Source organism: Clostridium sp. 16K-1-R1 (genome assembly GCF_023921145.1).
Lineage (GTDB): Bacteria > Bacillota > Clostridia > Clostridiales > Clostridiaceae > Sarcina > Sarcina perfringens.
The window spans coordinates 2718345-2739721 of record NZ_CP046515.1 but is presented as its reverse complement, the minus strand read 5'-3'; the positions used below and the strand labels follow the sequence as shown (position 1 = coordinate 2739721).

The window sequence follows — 21377 nt, the reverse complement described above, 5'->3', positions numbered from 1 at the left end:
GATGATACTTGATAGATTAAATTTTATTGAAAATAAATATGATGAACTTTCAGTTAAGATTAGTGATCCTTCAATAATGGCTAACCAAAAAGAGTGGAGAAAGCTTTGTAAGGAACACGCTGACTTAGAAGTTATAGTTAATAAGTACAAAGAGTACAAAGAAGCGACAGAAGAATTAGAAGCTAACAAAGAGATGCTTTCAGAAGAAAGTGATCAAGAAATGAGAGAAATGATAAACTCTGAAATCAAGGACTTAACAGAAAGAAAAAAAGAATTAGAGGACGAAATACAAATTCTTTTACTACCAAAAGATCCTAATGATGATAAAAACGTATTTGTTGAAATCAGAGGTGGTGCTGGTGGAGATGAAGCAGCACTATTTGCAGCTAATCTTTTCAGAATGTATACTAAATACGCTGAAAAGAATAGATGGAAAGTTGAACTAATGAGTGCAAATGAAACTGACATTGGAGGTTTCAAAGAGGTTGTATTCATGATAAAAGGAGCAGGTGCTTATTCAAAACTTAAATATGAGAGTGGAGCACACAGAGTTCAAAGGGTTCCTGATACAGAAAGTTCAGGAAGAATACATACTTCAACTGCTACAGTAGCTGTTTTACCAGAAGTTGATGATGTAGAAATAGAAATAAACGATAAAGATATTAAAATAGACGTATTTAGAGCATCAGGTAATGGTGGTCAGTGCGTTAACACAACTGATTCAGCTGTAAGAATAACTCACTTACCTTCAGGATTAGTTGTTTCATGTCAGGATGAAAAATCACAGCTTAAAAATAAAGAAAAAGCTATGAAAGTATTAAGAGCAAGATTATTCGAGCAAGCTGAAGCTGAAAGATTAGCTGGTATTGCTGAAGATAGAAAGAGTCAGGTTGGTACTGGAGATAGAAGTGAAAGAATAAGAACTTACAACTATCCACAAGGAAGAGTAACTGATCACAGAATAAACATGACTTTATATAAATTAGATAGTTTCTTAGAAGGTGACATAGACGAAATATTAAATGCTCTAATTACTGAAGATCAAGCTCAAAAGATGAAAGCAATGGGTAATACTGAATTTTAATATACAAAGCCTTACATGAATAATGTAAGGCTTTAAAAATACATAGTTTTAAAATGGTAATTAAAGAGGAATATAATTATGGATATAGATAAAGCTATAAAAAAACAAAAAAAATCATATAAAAGATTCATGTTTGTTATGGTAATACTTCTAATATTATTACCTCTTTTGGTTTGTTTTTTTGAAGTTTATAAGGATTTTCTTATAGTATATTTAATCTTTTTAGAAATTTTTATAGTTATTGTTATGATTAAAAATTTTAATAATATAAGATTAGAATATACTTGTGAAAATGGAATTCTAAGAATAAAACCTAATGTGTTATCTAAATATAAGTATATATACTGCGATAGAGTAGGTTTAGTTCATACAGAAAATGAACTTGAAGATATGAAAATTATAATTGTCTTTACTAACAAAGGAAGAAAAGGTAAATTTGGAAAGCAAGTAGGAGAGTACTTTTGTAAAGTTCATCCTGGACTAAGCAAGGATTATAATAAGATGATTAAATTAAACAAGGAAACACAATGGTATTATATAATAATAAAAAGAGGGGCTTTAAAGAAATTTAAACTTTTAGATGACATTTATAAAAATTGTGTTACAGCAACTTATACAAATGATAGTATTGAAAATATAAAGATCGCAAGAGGTCAGAAGAATTTATAAAAGATGAAGGTGATATTGTTTTATGAAAACAAAAGTACAATTCATAAAAGATATAGATAAAGATATAAAATATTTAGAGGAAGCCGCTGAAATAATAAAAAATGGTGGTATTGGGGCATTTCCTACTGAAACAGTTTATGGATTAGGCGCAAATGCTTTAGATGGAGAAGCTGTTAAAAAGATTTTTGTGGCAAAGGGAAGACCGCAGGATAATCCTTTAATAATACATATAGCTGATAAAAAAGATATAGATAAATATGTTGCTGAAATACCTAAATATGCACAGGAGTTAATGGATAAATTTTGGCCAGGTCCTTTAACAATAATATTAAAGAAAAAAGATATAGTTTCAGATGTTACATCAGCAGGTTTAGATACAGTTGGCGTTAGAATGCCAAATGATGAAATAGCCTTAAAGCTAATAGAACTATCAGGGGTTCCAATAGCAGCGCCATCAGCTAATATATCAGGAAGACCAAGTCCTACAGATATAGAAAGATGTGAAGAAGACTTAAATGGAAGAGTTGATTTTATAATAGGAGCTAAAAAAAGTGAAATAGGAGTAGAATCAACTATAGTAGATGCAACTGGTGAACATTTATGTGTTTTAAGACCTGGAGGCATAACTTTAGAAATGTTAAAGGATATAGATGAAGGAGTATATATAGATAAAGCTATATTAACTAATTTAGATAAAGATACAAAACCTAAGGCACCTGGAATGAAGTATAAACATTATGCACCAAAGGCAAAAGTTAGAATGGTTCAAGGTCCAATAAATAAAATGGTTGAAAAAATTAAAGAAATAGTGCATAATTACATAGATGAAGATTTAAAAGTCGGAATTATGGCAACTGATGAAACAATTTCTATGTACAATGAAGGAATAGTAAAATCATTAGGAACTAGAGAAGACTTAACTTCTGTAACAAAAAATTTATTTGAAATGCTTAGAGCTTTTGATGACTTAGGGGTAGATGTTATAATAACTGAGGCTTTTGAGGAAAAAGATTTAGGTGTAGCCATAATGAATAGATTAAAAAAATCCTGTGGATTTGACATAACAATAGTTTAAGAATATATATGGAAGGAGCTAGATAAAAATGAAACTTTTGAGAAAAAGGAACTGTTTTGAATTTATATTTTTTAAAAATTCTATATTTGTTTTTTTTGAAAGTTTAATACCTTTATTTAGTGTTCTTCCAGTTAATAAAAAAAGTGCTTTTTTATTTGACTTACTATTTAATTTTTTAAATTAAGTAGTGTTATTAGTCATTGAAAAAGCACTTTTTTTAAAATAATATATTAAAACAAACAGGTATAATGGAGGTTAATGAAATGAAAATAGCAATTGGTTGTGATCATGGTGGATTTAATTTAAAAAACACAGTGATAAAACATTTAGAAGAAAAAGGTATTGAGGTAAAAAATTTTGGTACATACAGCACAGATTCTTGTGATTACCCTGATATATCTATACAGGTTGCAGAAGCTGTAGCTAAAAAAGAATTTGAATATGGTATATTAATCTGCGGAACTGGTATAGGAATATCTATAGCAGCAAATAAAGTGCCAGGAATAAGAGCAGCATTATGTTCTGATACATTTAGTGCTCATGCAACAAGACAACATAACAATGCAAATATTCTAGCTATGGGTGAGAGAGTTGTAGGACCAGGATTAGCGTTAGATATAGTTGATACTTTCTTAAATTCAGAATTTGAAGGTGGAAGACACCAAAATAGAATAGATAAAATAACAGCTATTGAAGAAAAGTATTCAAAATAATTTGATAAAAAATATTTTTATATAAATTTTAGGAGGAAGATACAATGAGTAAAGTAACAGAAATAACACATCCACTTATATTACATAAGTTAGCGTTTATAAGAGATAAAAATACAGGGTCTAAGGATTTTAGAGAACTAGTAAGTGAAGTTTCTATGCTTATGGCTTATGAGGTAACAAGAAATCTTCCTATGGAAGAAATAGAAATAGAAACTCCAGTTTGTAAAACTAAATGTAAAGTTTTAGCTGGTAAAAAAGTTGCTATAGTTCCAATATTAAGAGCAGGATTAGGTATGGTAGATGGTATGCTACAACTTATTCCAGCAGCAAAAGTAGGGCATATAGGATTATACAGAGATGAAGAAACTCTTCAACCTGTAGAATATTTCTGTAAGTTACCACAAGACATAGCTGAAAGAGATGTAATAGTTGTTGATCCAATGTTAGCTACAGGTGGTTCAGCTGCAGATGCTATAACTCTTTTAAAGAAAAGAGGAGCTAAGCAAATAAGACTTATGTGTTTAATTTCTTCACCAGAAGGAATAGAGTTTGTACAAAAAGCTCATCCAGATGTTGATATATATGTTGCATGTATTGATGAGAAATTAAATGATCATGGATATATCGTTCCTGGATTAGGTGATGCAGGAGATAGACTATTTGGAACAAAATAGTTATAATTTAAATAGCTACTTAATTTTAAGTAGCTATTAATTATTTTTGGAGGTAAATGATTCATGGAAAAGATAAAAGTTTTAACTATCTTTGGAACAAGACCGGAAGCTATAAAAATGGCTCCATTAGTAAAAGAATTAGAAAAAAGACCGGAAATAGAATCAAAGGTTTGTGTAACTGCTCAACATAGAGAAATGTTAGATCAAGTTTTAGAACTATTTGATATAAAGCCTGACTTTGATCTAGACATAATGAAAAATCGTCAAACTCTTACTGGAATAACAAATAGAGTTTTAGAAGGATTAGAAAAAGTATTTACAGAAGAAAAACCAGATATGATACTTGTACATGGTGATACTACAACAACTTTTGCGGGAGGATTAGCAGCATTCTATCAACAAATAAGAGTAGGCCATGTTGAAGCTGGACTTAGAACTTTCGATAAATATTTCCCATTCCCAGAGGAAATGAATAGAAAGTTAACAGGTGCTTTAGCTGATTTACACTTTGCTCCAACTAAAGGATCAAAAGCTAACCTTTTAAGAGAAGGAATAAATGAAAATGACATAAAAATTACAGGTAACACTGTAATTGATGCTATGGAACATACTGTAGAAGATAACTATGTTTTTGAAAATGATGAATTAAATAAAATAGATTTTGAAAACAAAAAAGTTATCATGATAACTGCACATAGAAGAGAAAACTGGGGAGAAGGTATAGAAAATATCTGTACAGCTTTAAATAAAATAGTTGAAGATAATAAAGATGTTGAATTAGTTTACCTTGTTCACTTAAATCCAGTTGTAAAAGATGTTGTTTATAAAAATCTTGATGGTAAAGAAAGAGTACATCTTTTACCACCACTTGATACAAAAGAAACTCATAACTTAATGAATAAATGCTTTATGGTTATGACTGATTCAGGTGGATTACAAGAAGAAGCTCCTCATTTAGGAAAACCAGTATTAGTTTTAAGAGATGTTACAGAAAGACCAGAAGCTGTTCAATCAGGAACAGTTAAATTAGTTGGTACTGATGTTGAAAAAATATTAGAAGAAGCTAATTCACTTATAAATGATGAAAAAGCTTATGCCAAAATGAGTAAAGCTATAAATCCATATGGAGATGGTAAGGCTTCTGAAAGAATAGTAAAAGCTATTTTAAATTACTTTGGAAAAAATGATGAAGAAGTAGAAGAATTTATAAGTAAATAAGACTTTGTTAAAAAGTTTAATAAATATAATTTGAATAAATGGTATAAATAGACAGATATTTAGAATATTATAGAAATTTTAATAAAAGACTTCTATAATAAAGCTAAATTATCTGTCTTTTTTTTCGAAAAGAGAAAAAATAATAAAAAAGATTGTTTAAAATTTAACAAAAAATATTGAAAGCTAGTAAATTTATGGTTATAATTAAATCAGTTAGAAAAAATATAGATTTTTGATAAATTTTTACCTAAATGGGAGGTTTTTGATATGAGAGAGGTAGTTATTGCAAGTGCAGTAAGAACAGCATTAGGTTCATTTGGTGGTTCATTAAAGGATGTTCCTGCTGTAGATTTAGGAGCTTTAGTTATTAAAGAAGCTTTAAATAAAGCTGGTGTAAAACCAGAATGTGTTGATGAAGTTTTAATGGGAAATGTAATTCAAGCTGGATTAGGACAAAACCCTGCAAGACAAGCAGCTGTAAAAGCTGGTTTACCAGTTGAAATTCCTTCAATGACAATAAATAAAGTTTGTGGTTCAGGTTTAAGATGTGTTGCTTTAGCAGCTCAAATGATAAAAGCAGGAGATGCTGACGTAATAGTAGCTGGTGGTATGGAAAACATGTCACAAGGACCATATGTTTTAAGAACTGCAAGATTTGGTCAAAGAATGGGCGATGGAAAAATGGTCGATGCTATGGTCAATGATGCTTTAACAGATGCATTTAATGGATACCACATGGGTATAACTGCTGAAAATATAGCAGAACAATGGGGATTAACTAGAGAAATGCAAGATGAATTTGCTGCAAATTCTCAAATTAAAGCAGAAGCAGCTATAAAAGCTGGAAAATTCAAAGATGAAATAGTTCCAGTAGTAATTCCACAAAGAAAAGGTGATCCAATAGTATTTGATACTGATGAATTCCCTAGATTTGGAACAACTGCTGAAAAATTAGCTAAGTTAAGACCAGCATTCAAAAAAGATGGTACAGTTACAGCTGGTAATGCATCAGGTATAAATGATGGTGCTGCTGCATTAGTTGTTATGAGTGCTGAAAAAGCAAAAGAATTAGGAGTAACTCCAATTTGTAAAATAGTTTCTTATGGTTCAAAAGGATTAGATCCTTCAATTATGGGTTATGGACCATTCTATGCTACTAAAAAAGCTTTAGAAGGAACTGGATTAACAGTTGCAGATCTTGATTTAATAGAAGCAAATGAAGCTTTTGCAGCTCAAAGTTTAGCAGTTGCTAAAGATTTAGAATTTGATATGAGTAAAGTTAACGTAAATGGTGGAGCTATAGCTTTAGGACATCCAGTAGGAGCTTCAGGGGCTAGAATATTAGTTACATTACTTCACGAAATGATGAAAAGAGATGCTAAGAGAGGTTTAGCAACACTTTGTATAGGTGGAGGAATGGGAACTGCTTTAATAGTAGAAAGATAATAAGTTTACCATTATTATAATATATATTTTAAAGATACTATCCTATCTTGGGATAGTATCTTTTTTTGTGAAAAATTATTTAAAATTCATGTTTAAGTTTAAAAATATATTTAAAAAAATGCACTAATTTGAGAATAAAAATTCATATTAGAAAACAGATAATTTATTTAATTTCCTATAAAAAACATGAATAATAGTAAGAAGAATAGAAAAAAATAGGATTAAAGTAAAGAAAAATATTTAAAATATTAGATTTTGAAAAAAAAAAATAAAAAAATGTGAATAAATATTAAAAAGGTTATTCAAAACCTTTTAAGTTGTATGTTTTATTCTTAATAGTGGTTTAAAATTTTTTTGATAAAAAACCCTATAAAATATACAATTTTATAACAAAAACTTTTAAAAAAGGATTTCAAAATCGAAAATAGTAATCGAAATTTAATTTAAGTTCTTATATAGTAATTTAAAAATTCAGAAAAATGAAATGATAAATTCAAAAACATTCATAAATAATTTGTAAAAGAGTAAATGAGAGTTTTTAAGAGTAAAAATGAAGGAAATAGTTAAAATCACTTTAAAATATCAGAATATTAATAAATTCAACCAAAATTTAAATTTTATTAATATTAGATTCGGGAATATAATTAGTAAAGTAACATTGCGGAACTATGGAGGTTATATGTGAACGCTAAAATTAAAAGTTTAGTTTTTTCAATTACGAAGACTAACATTTTATTAACAATAATAGCAACCCTATTAATTAGTTTATTTAATTTTAGATTTGGGGTGGCTTTTTTAGTTGGAAGTGCAATTGCAACAATTAATTTTACAGCAAATGCAATTGTAATTAACAAAGTCATAAGTAATAGAAGAGGAGCTTTAAAGATACAATTAAGTTTTGTATTAAGAATGCTTTTGATTCTTTTATTTACACTAATCTTTATGAGAGATGTTAAGGAATTAGCATTTTATTTAATAGGATTCATTTTACACCAGATATCAATATTTATTTATACTAAAAAAAATAAGGCCTTATAAAAAACAATAAATAAATATTTATATACATATATAAATTAATACTAAGATAGAAAGGGAGTGATTCCGTGGATATCTTTGCACCATTGTTTACAGTTAAGATTGGTAGTTTGACAATAAGCAGTACAATTATTTTTCAATGGGCAGCAATGCTTCTTATAATAGTTTTTGCTTTATTATCAACTAGAAATCTTAAAAATAAACCAGGTAAGTTACAAGTTGTTTTAGAATCAATCTATCAAACAGTTTATAACTTAGTAAAGAGCAACATGGGGGAAAGTTATATTGGTTTTGTGCCTTATATAGGAACTTTAGCAATATTCCTACTTGTATTAAACTTTTATGGGTTAATAGGGCTTGCACCTCCTACTCAAGATTTAAGTGTTGCAGTGGCATTAGCAATTACTTCCTTTGTTGTTGTTCATGTTAATGCTATACGTAGATGTCATATTGGAGGATATATCAAAGGATATTTTAAGCCTTATCCACTAATGTTACCTTTAAACTTAATGGAGAGAATTATTTTCCCAGTATCTCTTGCACTACGTTTATTCGGTAATATGCTAGCAGCTACCTTATTAATAGACTTAATGTATTCAGGTTTAGGACACATAAGTTGGTTTGCTCAATTAGGTATGCCAATACTAGCACATGGTTTCTTCGATGTATTTGATGGAACAATACAAATGATAGTATTTACTATGTTAACTATGGTAAATATTAAAATTATAGCAGATCACTAAGAAAAGTTAATTAAACAAATCAAAGTAACTTTATTTGATTTGAAAAAGGAGGAATTTTTAATGGATATGAAGTTATTAGCAGCAGGTATCGCTGTATTAGCAGGTATAGGAGCAGGAATAGGTATAGGTATTGCAACTGCAGGAGCATTAGAGGCAACTGCAAGACAACCAGAAGCATCAGATAAGATTCAAAGTTTATTCATCATGGGAGCTGGTCTTTCAGAAGCAACAGCTATCTATGGATTAGTTGTTTCAATAATCTTATTATTCGTTGCTTAATATCAAATTACGTACTTTTTATTAAGAACTTGTAGTAATTAATAAATAAAGATAATAGAGTTAATATAATTGACTCCGAAGGGAGGCTGTGATTGATATATGGAAATAGATTTTATGAGAATATTAGCTACAATCATTAACTTTATAATATTAATTCTTATACTAAAACATTTTTTCTGGGACAAAATCAAAAGAGCCATCGATGCAAGACAAGAGGCTATAGATGAAACTATCTTAAAGGCCGATGAAGATGCAGAAAAAGCAAGAAGATTAAGATTAGATAATGAAAGAATTCTTAAATCTGCTAAAGAAGAAGGCAGAAAGCTTAGAGAAGAACAGAAAAAAGAAGCTGATAGAATTTATAAAGAAATAGTTGATGATGCTCATAGAGAAGCTGAGGCTATAATAAATAGAGCTAATATTGAAATTCAAAGAGAAGAAGAAAAAGTAAAATACGAGTTAAAGCAACAAGTAGTTGATATTTCTGTAATGCTTTCAGAGAAAGCACTTGGAGAATCTATTGATGAATCTAAACATAGAGAATTAATAAATGATTTTATTGAAAAGGTAGGTATCTAATTATGTATGAATATTTAGATCGTAGATATGCCTTAGCTCTATATGAAGTTGCAGAAGAAAAGAATAAAGTTGAAGAATACTTAAATGATTTAAGAGAAATCTGTGATATCATTTATGGAAATAATGAACTTTATGAAATAATAAAACATCCTCAAATTAGTACTGTAAGAAAGAAAAAGACTTTCAGAAACATATTTGAAGGAAAAATAGATGATGAGTTACTTTCATTTTTAATGGTTCTTATAGAAAAAGATAGAATACTTTATCTAAGAGAAAAATTAAAAGAAATGGAAAAAATTCATCTAGAGAGAAACAATACTTTACTTGCAGAGGTAAAAAGTGTTGTTCCATTAACAGAAGATGAAGTTACAAGACTTGTAGCAAAGTTAGAAAATAAATACTCAAAGAAAATTTTATTAAAGCAAGAAATAGATAAAAGTATCATTGGAGGACTTTATGTCAGAGTTGGCGATGATGTTATAGATGGTACTGTTAAATCTAGACTTGACGATATGAAACAGATAATGCTTAAGAGAGAATAGAGGTGAGTCTATGCATATTAAACCAGAAGAAATAACTTCTATAATCAAGAATGAAATAAAAAACTATGAAAAAGAGTTAGAAACTGTTGATTCTGGTACTATCATACAGATAGGTGACGGAGTTGCCAGAGTTTACGGGTTAGAAGAATGTATGGAAGGTGAACTTCTTGAATTCCCTAATCAAGTTTTCGGTATGGCTCTTAACTTAGAGCAGGATAACGTTGGTTGCGTTCTTTTAGGATCTGAAGAAGGTATAAAAGAAGGAGACATCGTTAAAAGAACTGGAAAAATAGTTGAAGTACCAGTAGGAGAGGACTTAATAGGTAGAGTTGTTAATTCATTAGGTCAACCTATAGACGGAAAAGGTCCTATTAAAAATGATGGATACAGAGCTATAGAAGTACCAGCACCAGGTATCTTAGAAAGAAGTTCTGTTAATGAGCCTCTACAAACAGGTATCAAAGCAATTGACTCAATGATACCAATAGGTAGAGGACAAAGGGAGTTAATTATAGGAGATAGACAAACAGGTAAAACTGCTATAGCTATAGATACTATAATTAACCAAAAAGGTAAAGATGTTATATGTATATATGTTGCTATTGGACAAAAACAATCAACAGTAGCTAACATAGTTAACACTTTAACTGAAGAAGGAGCTATGGACTATTCAATAGTTGTAACTGCATCAGCATCAGAATCAGCTCCATTACAATACATTGCACCATATTCAGGATGTACAATGGGTGAATACTTCATGAATAAAGGTAAGCATGTATTAATAATATATGATGACTTAAGTAAGCACGCAGTTGCTTATAGAACAATGTCACTATTAATTAGAAGACCACCAGGAAGAGAAGCTTACCCAGGGGATGTATTCTACATCCATTCAAGATTACTTGAAAGAGCTGCTAAGTTATCAAAAGAAAATGGTGGAGGCTCATTAACAGCACTTCCAATAATAGAAACATTAGCAGGAGACGTAACAGCATATATCCCAACTAACGTTATATCAATAACAGATGGACAGATATTCTTAGAAACTGAGTTATTCAACGCAGGACAAAGACCAGCTGTTAACCCTGGTATATCAGTTTCAAGGGTTGGAGGTAACGCTCAAATAAAAGCAATGAAACAAGTTTCTGGTACATTAAGACTAGAACTTGCTCAATATAGAGAGTTAGCATCATTTGCTCAATTTGGTTCAGACCTTGATAAAGATACTCAAGCAAGACTTGAAAAAGGTAAGAGACTTATCGAGATCTTAAAACAAGATCAATATAAGCCAATGGCAGTTGAAAAACAAATTATGATAATATACGCTGCAGTTAACAATTTCTTACTAGATATCAAAGTTTCAGATATTAAGAGATTTGAAAAAGAATTCTTAGAATATATGGATACTCATCATAGAGAAATTGGTAAAGCTATATTAGATAAGAAAGTTTTAGACGATGAATTAAAATCTGCTTTAGAAAGTGCTATAGTAGAATTTAAAAAAATATTCTTAATGTAAAATAAGAGCATAGCTTTTTAATTAAAGCTATGCCCACATTTTTAAGAATGGAGGTGGAGCTTAAATGGCAGGTGCAGGACTTTTAGAAATTAAAAGAAGAATAAAAAGTATCAAAAACACAAGAAAAATAACAAAAGCTATGGGACTTGTTGCCACTTCTAAGTTAAGAAAAGCTAGACAAAAACTAACTGAAAACAATCAATATTTTAGTAGTCTAGATGAAATTGCTAGAGAATTAATCGGATCATTAAATAGCAATAATAATCCTTTACTTAAACCCAATGATAATCCTAAAAAGTTAATAATATTATTAGCATCAGATTCAGGATTATGTGGTGGATTTAATGGTAATACTGCGGCTTTTGTAAGAGATAACTATGAAAATAATCTTGAAAACATAGAAGCAGTAGTAGTAGGAAAAAAAGGTATCCATTATGTTAAGAAAAACAAGATTTCTACTTTAGCAGAATATGTTGATTTAGGAGATACACCAAACGTTGGTGATGCATCAACTATAGTGAATAAAGCTGTTAAAGAATTTACTGATGGAAATTTTGGAGAAGTAAGTTTAGTTTATACTAAATTCTTTTCACCTGTTAAGCAAGAGGTTGTTGAAGAAAAATTATTACCACTAGACTTAACTGGAGAAAAAGGTAAAGTTTCTTTCTTAATCGAACCTGATGAGGATGAAATAATAGATTCATTAGTTTCATCATACTTAAAAGGTAAATTCATGAATGCTATGTTTAATTCAAAAGCTAGTGAACAAAGTGCTAGAATGCAGGCAATGGACGGAGCAACTAAAAATGCCGATGATTTATTAAACTCATTAGATGCTAAGTACAATAGAATAAGACAAAGTATCATAACACAAGAGATATCAGAAATCGTTGGTGGAGCAGAAGCACAAAAATAAGGAGGTACTCAAAATGTCTAATAATATAGGTAAAGTAGTTCAGGTTATTGGACCAGTTGTAGATATAAAATTTGCAAATGATGAACTTCCTAATATATTTAATGCAATACACATAAAAATGGACGATGGAAAAATCTTAGTTTGTGAGGTAGAGCAACACGTAGGAGACGATATAGTTAGAACTATAGCTATGGAAGCTACTGAAGGACTAAGAAGAGGTGTAGAAGCTGTTGATACAGGAGCACCTATATCAGTACCAGTTGGTGAATGCGTATTAGGAAGAATATTTAACGTATTAGGTAAACCACTAGATAGTGGAGCTGAAGTTAATAACGAAGAAAAATATCCAATTCATAGACCAGCTCCATCATTTGAAGAACAATCAGTTGTTCCTCAAATGTTTGAGACAGGAATAAAGGTTATCGACCTTTTAGCACCTTACCAAAGAGGGGGAAAAATCGGTCTATTTGGAGGTGCAGGTGTTGGTAAAACAGTTCTTATCCAAGAGCTTATAAACAACATAGCTAAAGAGCACGGTGGACTTTCTGTATTCACAGGAGTTGGAGAAAGATCAAGAGAAGGTAATGACCTTTACTATGAAATGATGGAATCAGGAGTTATAAAAAATACAGCATTAGTATTTGGACAAATGAACGAACCACCTGGAGCAAGAATGAGAGTTGCTTTAACAGGACTTACTATGGCTGAGTACTTCAGAGACCAAGGTCAAGACGTGTTATTATTCATAGATAACATATTCAGATTCTCACAAGCTGGATCAGAGGTTTCAGCTTTATTAGGAAGAATACCATCAGCTGTTGGTTACCAACCAACTCTTGCTACAGAGATGGGAGCTCTTCAAGAGAGAATCACATCAACTACCCATGGATCAATTACATCAGTTCAAGCGGTATACGTACCAGCCGATGACTTAACTGACCCAGCTCCAGCTACAACATTCAACCACCTTGATGCTAAAACAGTTTTATCAAGAAGTATAGCTGAAATAGGTATTTACCCAGCTGTTGATCCTCTAGATTCTTCATCAAGAATATTAGACCCAAGAGTTGTTGGAGAAGAACACTATGAAGTTGCTTCAAAAGTTAAGCATATATTAGAAAGATATAAAGAACTTCAAGATATCATAGCTATCCTTGGTGTTGATGAGCTTGCAGATGAAGATAAATTAATAGTTGCTAGAGCAAGAAGAATACAAAAATTCTTATCACAACCATTCACAGTAGCAGAGCAATTTACTGGAATGCAAGGTAGATATGTTCCAATAAAAGAAACTATAAGAGGTTTCAAAGAAATATTAGAAGGTAAACATGACAATGTTCCTGAATCAGCTTTCTTATTTGCTGGAACAATAGAAGAAGTACTAGAAAAAGCTAGAGCAATGGCCCAATAAAAGGGGTGAATAAAAATGAATAAATTTAAGTTAATTGTTACAACACCAGAAAGAGTTCTTATTTCAGGTGAAGTTTCAAGAGTCTTATGTAAAAATGCTGTTGGTGAGTTTGAAATATTAGCTGGTCACCAACCTTATTTAACAGCAACTGTTCCTACTGTTACAAGAATAGATGATGAGAATGGTGAAAGTAAATACTTATTTACTTCAACAGGATTAATGAAGGTTCAAAATAATGAAGTTACTTTTTGTGTAAATTCAGCAGAATGGCCTGAAGAAATCGATGAGGCAAGAGCTATGAATGCTAAGCAAAGAGCAGAGGAAAGATTAAAAAATAAGACTGATGAACTAGATGAAAAGAGAGCTAAGTTAGCCTTAGCAAGAGCTATGTCTAGATTAAAGTTAAAAGAAATGTAATTTATATAAAGCATACAGGAAACTGTATGCTTTTTTTATTATGATTATTCTTCTTAATAAATATTTTTATGTAATTAATAGAACTTTTTCAGATTATTATAATATATTGATAATATAACAGGAAGTAAATGTATAAAAATACTACTCTTGACAATAATTAGATTGGAGGGGTGGTATATTAATGAATAATAATATTTTTATAGCAGCATTATTTTGTTTCTCGCTTATTTTTAGTCCAAGCACTATGAACTTAGATAACAAAGTTTATTCTAAGGTGGAAGAGGAAATTTGTAATATAGAAGAGTATGGTATGAAAATAGAATATATTACAGATGAAAATATAAAAGATGAGTTTAACAATATTAGTGATTATATTAAAATTGAAGATTTTGATAGTATAGTAGAAAAAGAAAATGAGATATATTTAAATACTTCAAAAGAGCAATTTAATTTAGATATTAATCTAATAGAAGAAAATTCAAAAAGTAGAGTTCAAATAGTAATTGTTTCTAAAAATAGAATTGATTTTAATGATATTAAGGAATATTTTCAAGTTATTCATAATAAAAACATGAAAAATATAAAATATTATACTTATATAAAAGGGAATATTAGAGAGAATAATAATATAGATGAAATTGAAGAAAAACTTATAAAATCGATTGGTAAGAGTAAGGTAAAGAAAAACAAAAGAATAAATCTAGAGAAAGGCACTACAGGAATAATTAATCTTAAGAGTGATTACCAGTTTAATTACTCCATTATGACATATGAGGAAGATAGGAAGTTGATTTTAGGAACTCCTATTATATTCACAACATATTAAAATAATTTTAATGGAGGATAATATGGATAAAATAGTAGTAAAAGGTGGAAAGAAATTAAAAGGAGAAGTAAATATAAATACAGCTAAGAATTCAGTTTTACCAATAATCGCAGGAAGTATATTAGCTACTGATGGTGTACTAATAAATGAATTACCAATGTTACAAGATGTTTTTACAATTTGTAATGTTATGGAGCAATTAGGATATGATTTGAAAATAGATAAGAAAGAAAATAAATTAATTGTACCACCATTAAATAAAGATCCTTTAATTCCAAGTGAGGATTTAGTTAAAAAAATGAGAGCTTCATTTTTAATAATGGGGCCAATGATAGCTAAATATGGGGAGTTTAAATTAGCTAGGCCAGGTGGATGTAATATAGGTTCTAGGCCTATAGAATTACATTTGAAAGGGCTTAGAGCATTAGGTGCTGAAGATAGTAATTGTGGCAATGGATTTGTATGTATAAAGGCAAAAAAATTAACAGGAAGTAAAATATATTTAGACTTTCCATCAGTTGGAGCAACAGAGAATATAATGATGGCAGCAACTATGGCTAAAGGGACTACGGTAATTGAAAATGCAGCTCAGGAGCCAGAAATAACTGATTTAATTAATTTTTTAAATTCTATGGGAGCTAAAATTTATATTGAAAAACCAGGTAAAATAATAATAGAAGGTGTTGATTCATTAACTTCAACTGAGTACACTCCTATATATGATAGAATAGAAGCTGGAACATTTATGGTTGCAGCAGCAATAACAGGATCAGAAATAAAAATAAATGGAGTAAATAAAGATCATTGTTCAGCTATAATATCTAAGTTAAAAGAAGCTGGAACAGAGTTTTTTGATATCCATAATGATGAAAATAGTATAATAGTAAAGGGTAATGAAGAAATAAAGCCAATTAATATAAAAACAATGCCTTATCCAGGATATCCTACTGATATGCAATCACAAATGATGAGTTTATTGAGCATAGCAAAAGGAAGCAGTATCATAACTGAAAGTGTTTTTGAGAATAGATTTATGAATGTAGATGAATTAAGACGTATGGGTGCAAACATACAAGTAGAAGGAAGAACGGCTTTAATTGAAGGAGTAGATAACCTCACTGGATGTGAAGTTAAGGCAACTGATTTAAGGGCAGGAGCTGCTTTGATTTTAGCTGGACTTGTAACAAAGGGAGAGACAATAGTTACTGATATATATCATATAGATAGAGGTTATGTTGAAATAGAAAATAAGTTCAGGGCCTTAGGTGCTGACATAAGTAGAATATAAGTCAACAGCAGTGCTGTTGACTTTTTTTACTTTAAATAATTTTATTATAAGTTCGAGTTTTAGAAAACTTAGCATATACATAAACTGTATTAATAAGTTTTAGGAGGATTTATGATAAATAGAAAAATTTTAGAATCAGTAATTTTTATTGTAACAATTATAGTGAGTATAGTTTTTATACCAATACTTTTTGGTTTTTTATCTAGTTCAAGTATGGCTGAAAGTAATAATAAAGTAGAGAAAGTTAAAAATAAAAAGTTAGTTGATGTAGTTAACTTAAAGGAAGTTGAAGTTTACATATCTAAAGAAAATAAAGTGGAAAAAGTACCATTAGAGGAATATGTCTTATCTGTAGTTTCAAGTGAAATGCCAGCTACTTTTCATGAAGAGGCATTGAAAGCTCAGTCTATTTTAGCAAGGACATTTGTTATAAATAAATTAATTACTGGATGTAACAATATAAAGGAAGGAAATATATGTGATACTACTCATTGTCAAGCATATTTAAATATTAATGAAAAGAAAAAAGCTTGGGGTAAAGATGGGGATGAATATTTAAAAAAATTAAAAAAAGTTGTTAAAGAAACAGAGGGGAAAGTTCTATCATATAATGATCAGTTAGTAAAATATCCTCAATATTTTTCTACAAGTTCAGGAAATACAGAGGATGCAGTTGCTGTATTTTCAGAAGATGTACCTTACTTAAAGTCAGTTGAAAGTCCAGGGGAAGAAATATCACCTAAATATGAGAGTGAAATCAGTATTTCTATAAGTGATTTTAAGAGTAAAATTAAAAAATCTATTCCTAATAGTGATTTAGGAAATAATATAACTGAAGAAGTTAAAATATTAAATAGGAACACAGGAGGAACTGTAAATGACATAAAAATAGGGGAAGCTACCATTAAGGGGAAGGAATTTAGAAAAATATTTGGACTAAATTCTGCCAATTTTACATTGGAAGTTTTAGATGACAACATAAAAATAAAATGTTTAGGATATGGACATGGTGTTGGCATGAGTCAATGGGGAGCTAATGTAATGGCAAAGGAAGGCAGTAAATATGATGAAATATTAGAACATTATTTTAAAGGAAGTAAAATTGAAGAAAGTAATAAAATTTTAATAGAGTAATAAGAAGAACAAGCAAATAAATTTTGCTTGTTCTTTTTTTATAAAAAAGATTTATATAGGTGTATTAATTTAGGATAAATGGACAGAATTAGAAACGGAGGTGTTGAAAATGAATAAAAAAGACCAATTTAAGAGATTTATTAAAAAGGATGGATTTTATGTAGTTTTATTTGTTTGCCTATGTTTAGTAGCAACAGTTGGAGTAGTGGTAGCAAATAAAAGCACAAATAACACAGTAGAAGAAAATATAGCAGAAAACACTATAGAAAATACAGAGGATAATAGCACTACAACTGGTAATACTTTTGATGATGCTGAACTAGTTGAAGGAAAAACAGATATAGCAAATGATTCAGAAGAGATTGCATCTAATGAAGCTAATGGTGAAGAAGTAAAACCTGAAGCAAATAATGCTGATAAGTCAGTTGCAACTTCAAGCCAAAGTCAAAGCTTTACATCACCAATTAAGGGTGGAGTTATAACAAGATTATATAACTTAGAACCTAGATTAAATGAATCAGGTCAAAGTGCATCTGTTTATAAAGGAATAGATATAGAAGCTGCTGAGGGAACTGAAGTTTTAGCAATTGGTGATGGTAAAGTTGTAGAGGCTGGAAAAGGAAACTCAAAAGAAGGTTGCTTTGTTAAAATAGAGCATCAAAACGGTATTGTTGGTTTTTATGGAAACTTAGATCCAGAGATTAAAGTTAAAGAAGGGGATAATGTTAAAAAAGGAGATTCTATAGGTAAGATTGGAAAAACTATTCAAAATAGTCCAAGTGATAGAGTTTCTGAAAATTATTTAATGTTCCATATGGAAAATTCTAAGGAGCCAGTAGATCCACAAAAATACTTAAAAGATATTCCTGTAAAAGAATAATTTAATACATAATCAGCTGCTTATAAAAAAAGCAGCTGATTAAAAATTTAAGAATATTTTTAAGGAGGTAAGGTTCTTGAAAGATTATATTGAGGAGAGAGTTTTAGAAGTGGCTCAGTACATTATTTATTCAAGGGCTACTATAAGAAAAACAGCTAAAGTTTTTGGTGTAAGCAAGAGTACTATACATAAAGATATGACTGAAAGATTGCCTAAGATAAATCCTGATATAGCTGAAGAAGCAAAAAGTATATTAGATTTAAATAAAGCTGAAAGACATATTAGAGGTGGAAAGGCAACTAAGTTAAAATATAAAGTTGTTGAATGATGAAAATATTCCTTATATAATAAAAGTTAGTATTTATGTATATTTTTATAGAAATTAATAATTATTATTATATATTAGGGAGTTGTAAACATGTGGTTTTGGAGAAAAGGTACAGATATGGGTATAGACCTTGGAACAGCAACTGTTCTTGTCTATATGAAAGATAAAGGTATAGTCTTAAAAGAGCCCTCAGTAGTAGCCATAGACAAAAATAAGAACAAAGTTCTAGCAGTAGGAGAAGCTGCAAGACAGATGATAGGAAGAACACCAGGTAATATAGTAGCATTAAGACCTATGAGAAATGGTGTTATATCAGATTACGAGATGACAGAAGCTATGTTAAAGTATTTTATCAAGAAGGGTGTTGGAAATAGAAGAATATCTGCCCCTAAAGTAATGATATGTATACCTTGCCAAGCGACTGGGATTGAGAAAAGAGCAGTTATAGATGCTGCAAAGAATTCAGGAGCTAAAAACGTATATCTTATAGAAGAACCCTTAGCTGCTGCAATAGGAGCAGGATTAGATATATCAAAGGCTAGTGGACATATGGTTGTAGATATAGGTGGAGGAACTGCAGATATAGCTATAATATCCTTAGGCGGAATTGTTATAAGGGAGTCTGTAAAAGTAGCTGGAGATAGATTTGATGAAGCTATAATTAAATTTGTTAGAAGTAAATATAAACTTATGATTGGTGAGAGAACAGCAGAGGAATTAAAAATAAATGTTGCCACAGCTGTTGAAGGTAATAGAAAAGAAAGTATGGAAGTAAAGGGAAGAAATCTAGTTACAGGTTTACCAGGAATAATAACAGTAGATAGTGAAGAACTTAGAATTGCTTTAAAAGATGATGTTAGCATAATTGGTGAAGCCGTACATTCTGTTCTTGAAAAAACACCACCTGAGTTAGCAGCTGATATAATAGAAGAAGGAATTCTTATGACTGGTGGAGGCGCTTTATTAAATGGCTTAGATAAGTTTATTGAACAAAGGACAGGCGTTAAGGTTAGAGTTGCTGATGATGCTGTAAAATGCGTAGCTGAAGGAACAGGTAAAGTATTGAAAACATTTGAAAAATTAAATTTAGGTATGGATGATTTAGAAGTGAAATTAATTGATGAGTAAAATTAACTATATATCTCTTAATATTAAGAGATATATAGTTAATTTTTTTTGTTTTTTAAATAATAGGAGTGAATTAAAGAATCTACAATAACTTTAGACATATCTAATATAAAGCTTAACCTAATTGGTCTACTTGTAAATAGGTCTATATTTTCGGAGGAATCAACTATAGCTATTATAGACATATCTCCAACACTTCTTAAGGATTTACCAACGCCCTTTCCAGGGTGAATAGGTTCATTTCTAGCATGAATTTCACCAATAGAGTTAGAATCTCCTAGGCAAGCATCTATGGCTAGTATTTTATAACCAGGATAAGTTTTTAATATTTCAGTTATTTTTTTGTCAAGATTAAGAGCATGTATAGGAGAATCAAGTGTACCAAATACTTTTAAAGGAAAGAATTTTTCTCTTAGTAGGGTACCAACTAATGGACCTAAGCAATCACCTATACATTTATCGGTTCCTATACATACTATAATGGTTTTTTCATCTATATGATTTTTTAAAAAATTTGAAATCTCGTAATATGCCAAATAATTTTTGTAGTAAGTTTTTATTTTATTCAAGGCTTCACCTCCTCATTAATTATATGAAGGAAGTGTTAGAAATATTAAATGGAAGTATAAAAAAGATTTTAGGTGGTAATTATTAAAATGGAGGTGAATATACTTATGAATAAAGGGCTTTTAAGTTTTTTAGTACTATTTTTTACTACATTAATAATGGGAGCAATGACGTATTTTGTTAACTTAAATTATGAAGAAGCTAAATTAAAAGCAGAGAGTGTAAAAAATCAAAAGAATGAAATTTTAAATATTAATGAAGAGGAAAATGGACAAAAGGCTATAGAAAACAATAAAGAAGAGTTAAAAGAAGATAGAGAGAAAGAAAATATAAGTGAGAATAACAATAAGCAAAGTAATGATTTAGATAAATCTCAATTAAAAGAAGAAAAAGAAATAGAAGGTAAGTCTAAAGAAAATGCTACAAATATCAAAAAAAATGAAAAGTCTAAAGAAAAGGTAGCTGAGGAGAAATCATCAAAAGAAAGCAAAGAAGTATTTAAAGTAGATAAATATTCAATTCCTAAAAAGATAAATAAAGCAGATAAGTTTAAATTAATGTCTATTGCTAAGAATTTATCTTTAACTGATTACGGAGTTTTATTAGAGCATATTAAGAGAAATGATGAGTTAGATGCTGCTATTGATATATTTAAAATACTTAAGGATAAATTAGAAGAGAAAGAATATAAAGAAATGAAAGATATATTAAGTCCATACATAAATATTGAGTTAATTGAAGAGAAAATATAAATGAAAAAAGAAGTAAAATAAAGAAATTGAGAGAAATTTAAAAATAGATTAACATAATGTTTGAAAATAGCCTAAAATTGAGTTTGAAATAAAAAGCATAACAATATATACTAAGTCTTGTCGATTGGCGATGAGCCAAAACGACAGAGAAAAA

Annotated in this window: 24 protein-coding genes; 23 read left to right on the top strand and 1 reads right to left on the bottom strand. The window is 29.7% G+C overall.

Annotated features, from left to right (window positions below):
• The first annotated feature begins 1 nt into the window (after position 1).
• The 22 genes from prfA to GOM42_RS12050 all read left to right on the top strand — a co-directional run bounded on the left by prfA (position 2) and on the right by GOM42_RS12050 (position 19904).
• Positions 2–1084, top strand: coding sequence for a peptide chain release factor 1 (gene prfA / locus GOM42_RS12155; protein ID WP_003452315.1), 1083 nt, complete (start codon positions 2–4; stop codon positions 1082–1084).
• Between the two features lie 78 nt (positions 1085–1162).
• Complete coding sequence (locus tag GOM42_RS12150; protein ID WP_003452379.1) at positions 1163–1753, top strand: hypothetical protein; 591 nt, start codon at positions 1163–1165, stop codon at positions 1751–1753.
• Positions 1754–1775: 22 nt separating this feature from the next.
• The gene (locus GOM42_RS12145) at positions 1776–2828 is read left to right on the top strand and encodes an L-threonylcarbamoyladenylate synthase (protein ID WP_110077272.1); all 1053 of its coding nucleotides are present in this window, start codon (positions 1776–1778) and stop codon (positions 2826–2828) included.
• A 263-nt stretch (positions 2829–3091) separates the two neighbouring features.
• Positions 3092–3541, top strand: a complete 450-nt coding sequence (gene rpiB, locus GOM42_RS12140) for a ribose 5-phosphate isomerase B (protein ID WP_110077271.1) — start codon at positions 3092–3094, stop codon at positions 3539–3541.
• A 44-nt stretch (positions 3542–3585) separates the two neighbouring features.
• Entirely contained in the window at positions 3586–4215 is a 630-nt protein-coding gene (upp, locus tag GOM42_RS12135; protein WP_003452430.1) for a uracil phosphoribosyltransferase, read from the top strand.
• Positions 4216–4278: 63 nt separating this feature from the next.
• Positions 4279–5433, top strand: a complete 1155-nt coding sequence (wecB, locus tag GOM42_RS12130) for a UDP-N-acetylglucosamine 2-epimerase (non-hydrolyzing) (RefSeq protein WP_003452343.1) — start codon at positions 4279–4281, stop codon at positions 5431–5433.
• A 267-nt stretch (positions 5434–5700) separates the two neighbouring features.
• Complete coding sequence (locus GOM42_RS12125; RefSeq protein ID WP_003457425.1) at positions 5701–6879, top strand: acetyl-CoA C-acetyltransferase; 1179 nt, start codon at positions 5701–5703, stop codon at positions 6877–6879.
• A 681-nt stretch (positions 6880–7560) separates the two neighbouring features.
• A complete protein-coding gene (locus tag GOM42_RS12120) occupies positions 7561–7917 on the top strand; it encodes an ATP synthase subunit I (RefSeq protein ID WP_003482158.1) in 357 nt (118 codons plus the stop codon).
• 65 nt (positions 7918–7982) lie between these two features.
• Positions 7983–8657: a F0F1 ATP synthase subunit A gene (locus GOM42_RS12115; protein ID WP_003452429.1), complete on the top strand. Its 675-nt coding sequence runs from the start codon at positions 7983–7985 to the stop codon at positions 8655–8657.
• Between the two features lie 60 nt (positions 8658–8717).
• Entirely contained in the window at positions 8718–8936 is a 219-nt protein-coding gene (atpE, locus tag GOM42_RS12110; protein WP_003452423.1) for an ATP synthase F0 subunit C, read from the top strand.
• A gap of 99 nt (positions 8937–9035) precedes the next feature.
• A complete protein-coding gene (locus tag GOM42_RS12105) occupies positions 9036–9515 on the top strand; it encodes a F0F1 ATP synthase subunit B (protein WP_003452454.1) in 480 nt (159 codons plus the stop codon).
• 2 nt (positions 9516–9517) lie between these two features.
• Entirely contained in the window at positions 9518–10057 is a 540-nt protein-coding gene (locus GOM42_RS12100; RefSeq protein WP_003457416.1) for a F0F1 ATP synthase subunit delta, read from the top strand.
• A gap of 10 nt (positions 10058–10067) precedes the next feature.
• Positions 10068–11576, top strand: a complete 1509-nt coding sequence (gene atpA / locus GOM42_RS12095; protein ID WP_003452357.1) for a F0F1 ATP synthase subunit alpha — start codon at positions 10068–10070, stop codon at positions 11574–11576.
• A 64-nt stretch (positions 11577–11640) separates the two neighbouring features.
• Positions 11641–12492, top strand: a complete 852-nt coding sequence (atpG, locus tag GOM42_RS12090; protein ID WP_003452288.1) for an ATP synthase F1 subunit gamma — start codon at positions 11641–11643, stop codon at positions 12490–12492.
• 13 nt (positions 12493–12505) lie between these two features.
• Entirely contained in the window at positions 12506–13903 is a 1398-nt protein-coding gene (atpD, locus tag GOM42_RS12085) for a F0F1 ATP synthase subunit beta (RefSeq protein ID WP_003452277.1), read from the top strand.
• 15 nt (positions 13904–13918) lie between these two features.
• Positions 13919–14320, top strand: coding sequence for a F0F1 ATP synthase subunit epsilon (locus GOM42_RS12080; RefSeq protein ID WP_003452358.1), 402 nt, complete (start codon positions 13919–13921; stop codon positions 14318–14320).
• Positions 14321–14501: 181 nt separating this feature from the next.
• A complete protein-coding gene (locus tag GOM42_RS12075; protein WP_003457349.1) occupies positions 14502–15146 on the top strand; it encodes a hypothetical protein in 645 nt (214 codons plus the stop codon).
• 22 nt (positions 15147–15168) lie between these two features.
• Entirely contained in the window at positions 15169–16434 is a 1266-nt protein-coding gene (gene murA / locus GOM42_RS12070) for a UDP-N-acetylglucosamine 1-carboxyvinyltransferase (protein ID WP_003457368.1), read from the top strand.
• A 111-nt stretch (positions 16435–16545) separates the two neighbouring features.
• The gene (spoIID, locus tag GOM42_RS12065) at positions 16546–17568 is read left to right on the top strand and encodes a stage II sporulation protein D (protein ID WP_003457347.1); all 1023 of its coding nucleotides are present in this window, start codon (positions 16546–16548) and stop codon (positions 17566–17568) included.
• Between the two features lie 109 nt (positions 17569–17677).
• A complete protein-coding gene (locus GOM42_RS12060; RefSeq protein WP_003457419.1) occupies positions 17678–18448 on the top strand; it encodes a M23 family metallopeptidase in 771 nt (256 codons plus the stop codon).
• Positions 18449–18524: 76 nt separating this feature from the next.
• Positions 18525–18776 (top strand): sporulation transcriptional regulator SpoIIID, encoded by a 252-nt coding sequence (gene spoIIID / locus GOM42_RS12055; RefSeq protein WP_003452341.1) that lies wholly within the window; start codon positions 18525–18527, stop codon positions 18774–18776.
• Positions 18777–18866: 90 nt separating this feature from the next.
• Positions 18867–19904 (top strand): rod shape-determining protein, encoded by a 1038-nt coding sequence (locus GOM42_RS12050; RefSeq protein WP_003452335.1) that lies wholly within the window; start codon positions 18867–18869, stop codon positions 19902–19904.
• A gap of 38 nt (positions 19905–19942) precedes the next feature.
• On the opposite strand, the gene yyaC is transcribed toward GOM42_RS12050, so the two are convergent.
• Positions 19943–20473: a spore protease YyaC gene (gene yyaC, locus GOM42_RS12045; RefSeq protein ID WP_003468202.1), complete on the bottom strand. Its 531-nt coding sequence runs from the start codon at positions 20471–20473 to the stop codon at positions 19943–19945.
• Between the two features lie 87 nt (positions 20474–20560).
• Here yyaC and GOM42_RS12040 point away from each other — a divergent pair, with 87 nt between their 5' ends.
• The gene (locus GOM42_RS12040) at positions 20561–21223 is read left to right on the top strand and encodes a hypothetical protein (protein WP_049039497.1); all 663 of its coding nucleotides are present in this window, start codon (positions 20561–20563) and stop codon (positions 21221–21223) included.
• The last annotated feature ends 154 nt before the right edge of the window (positions 21224–21377 follow it).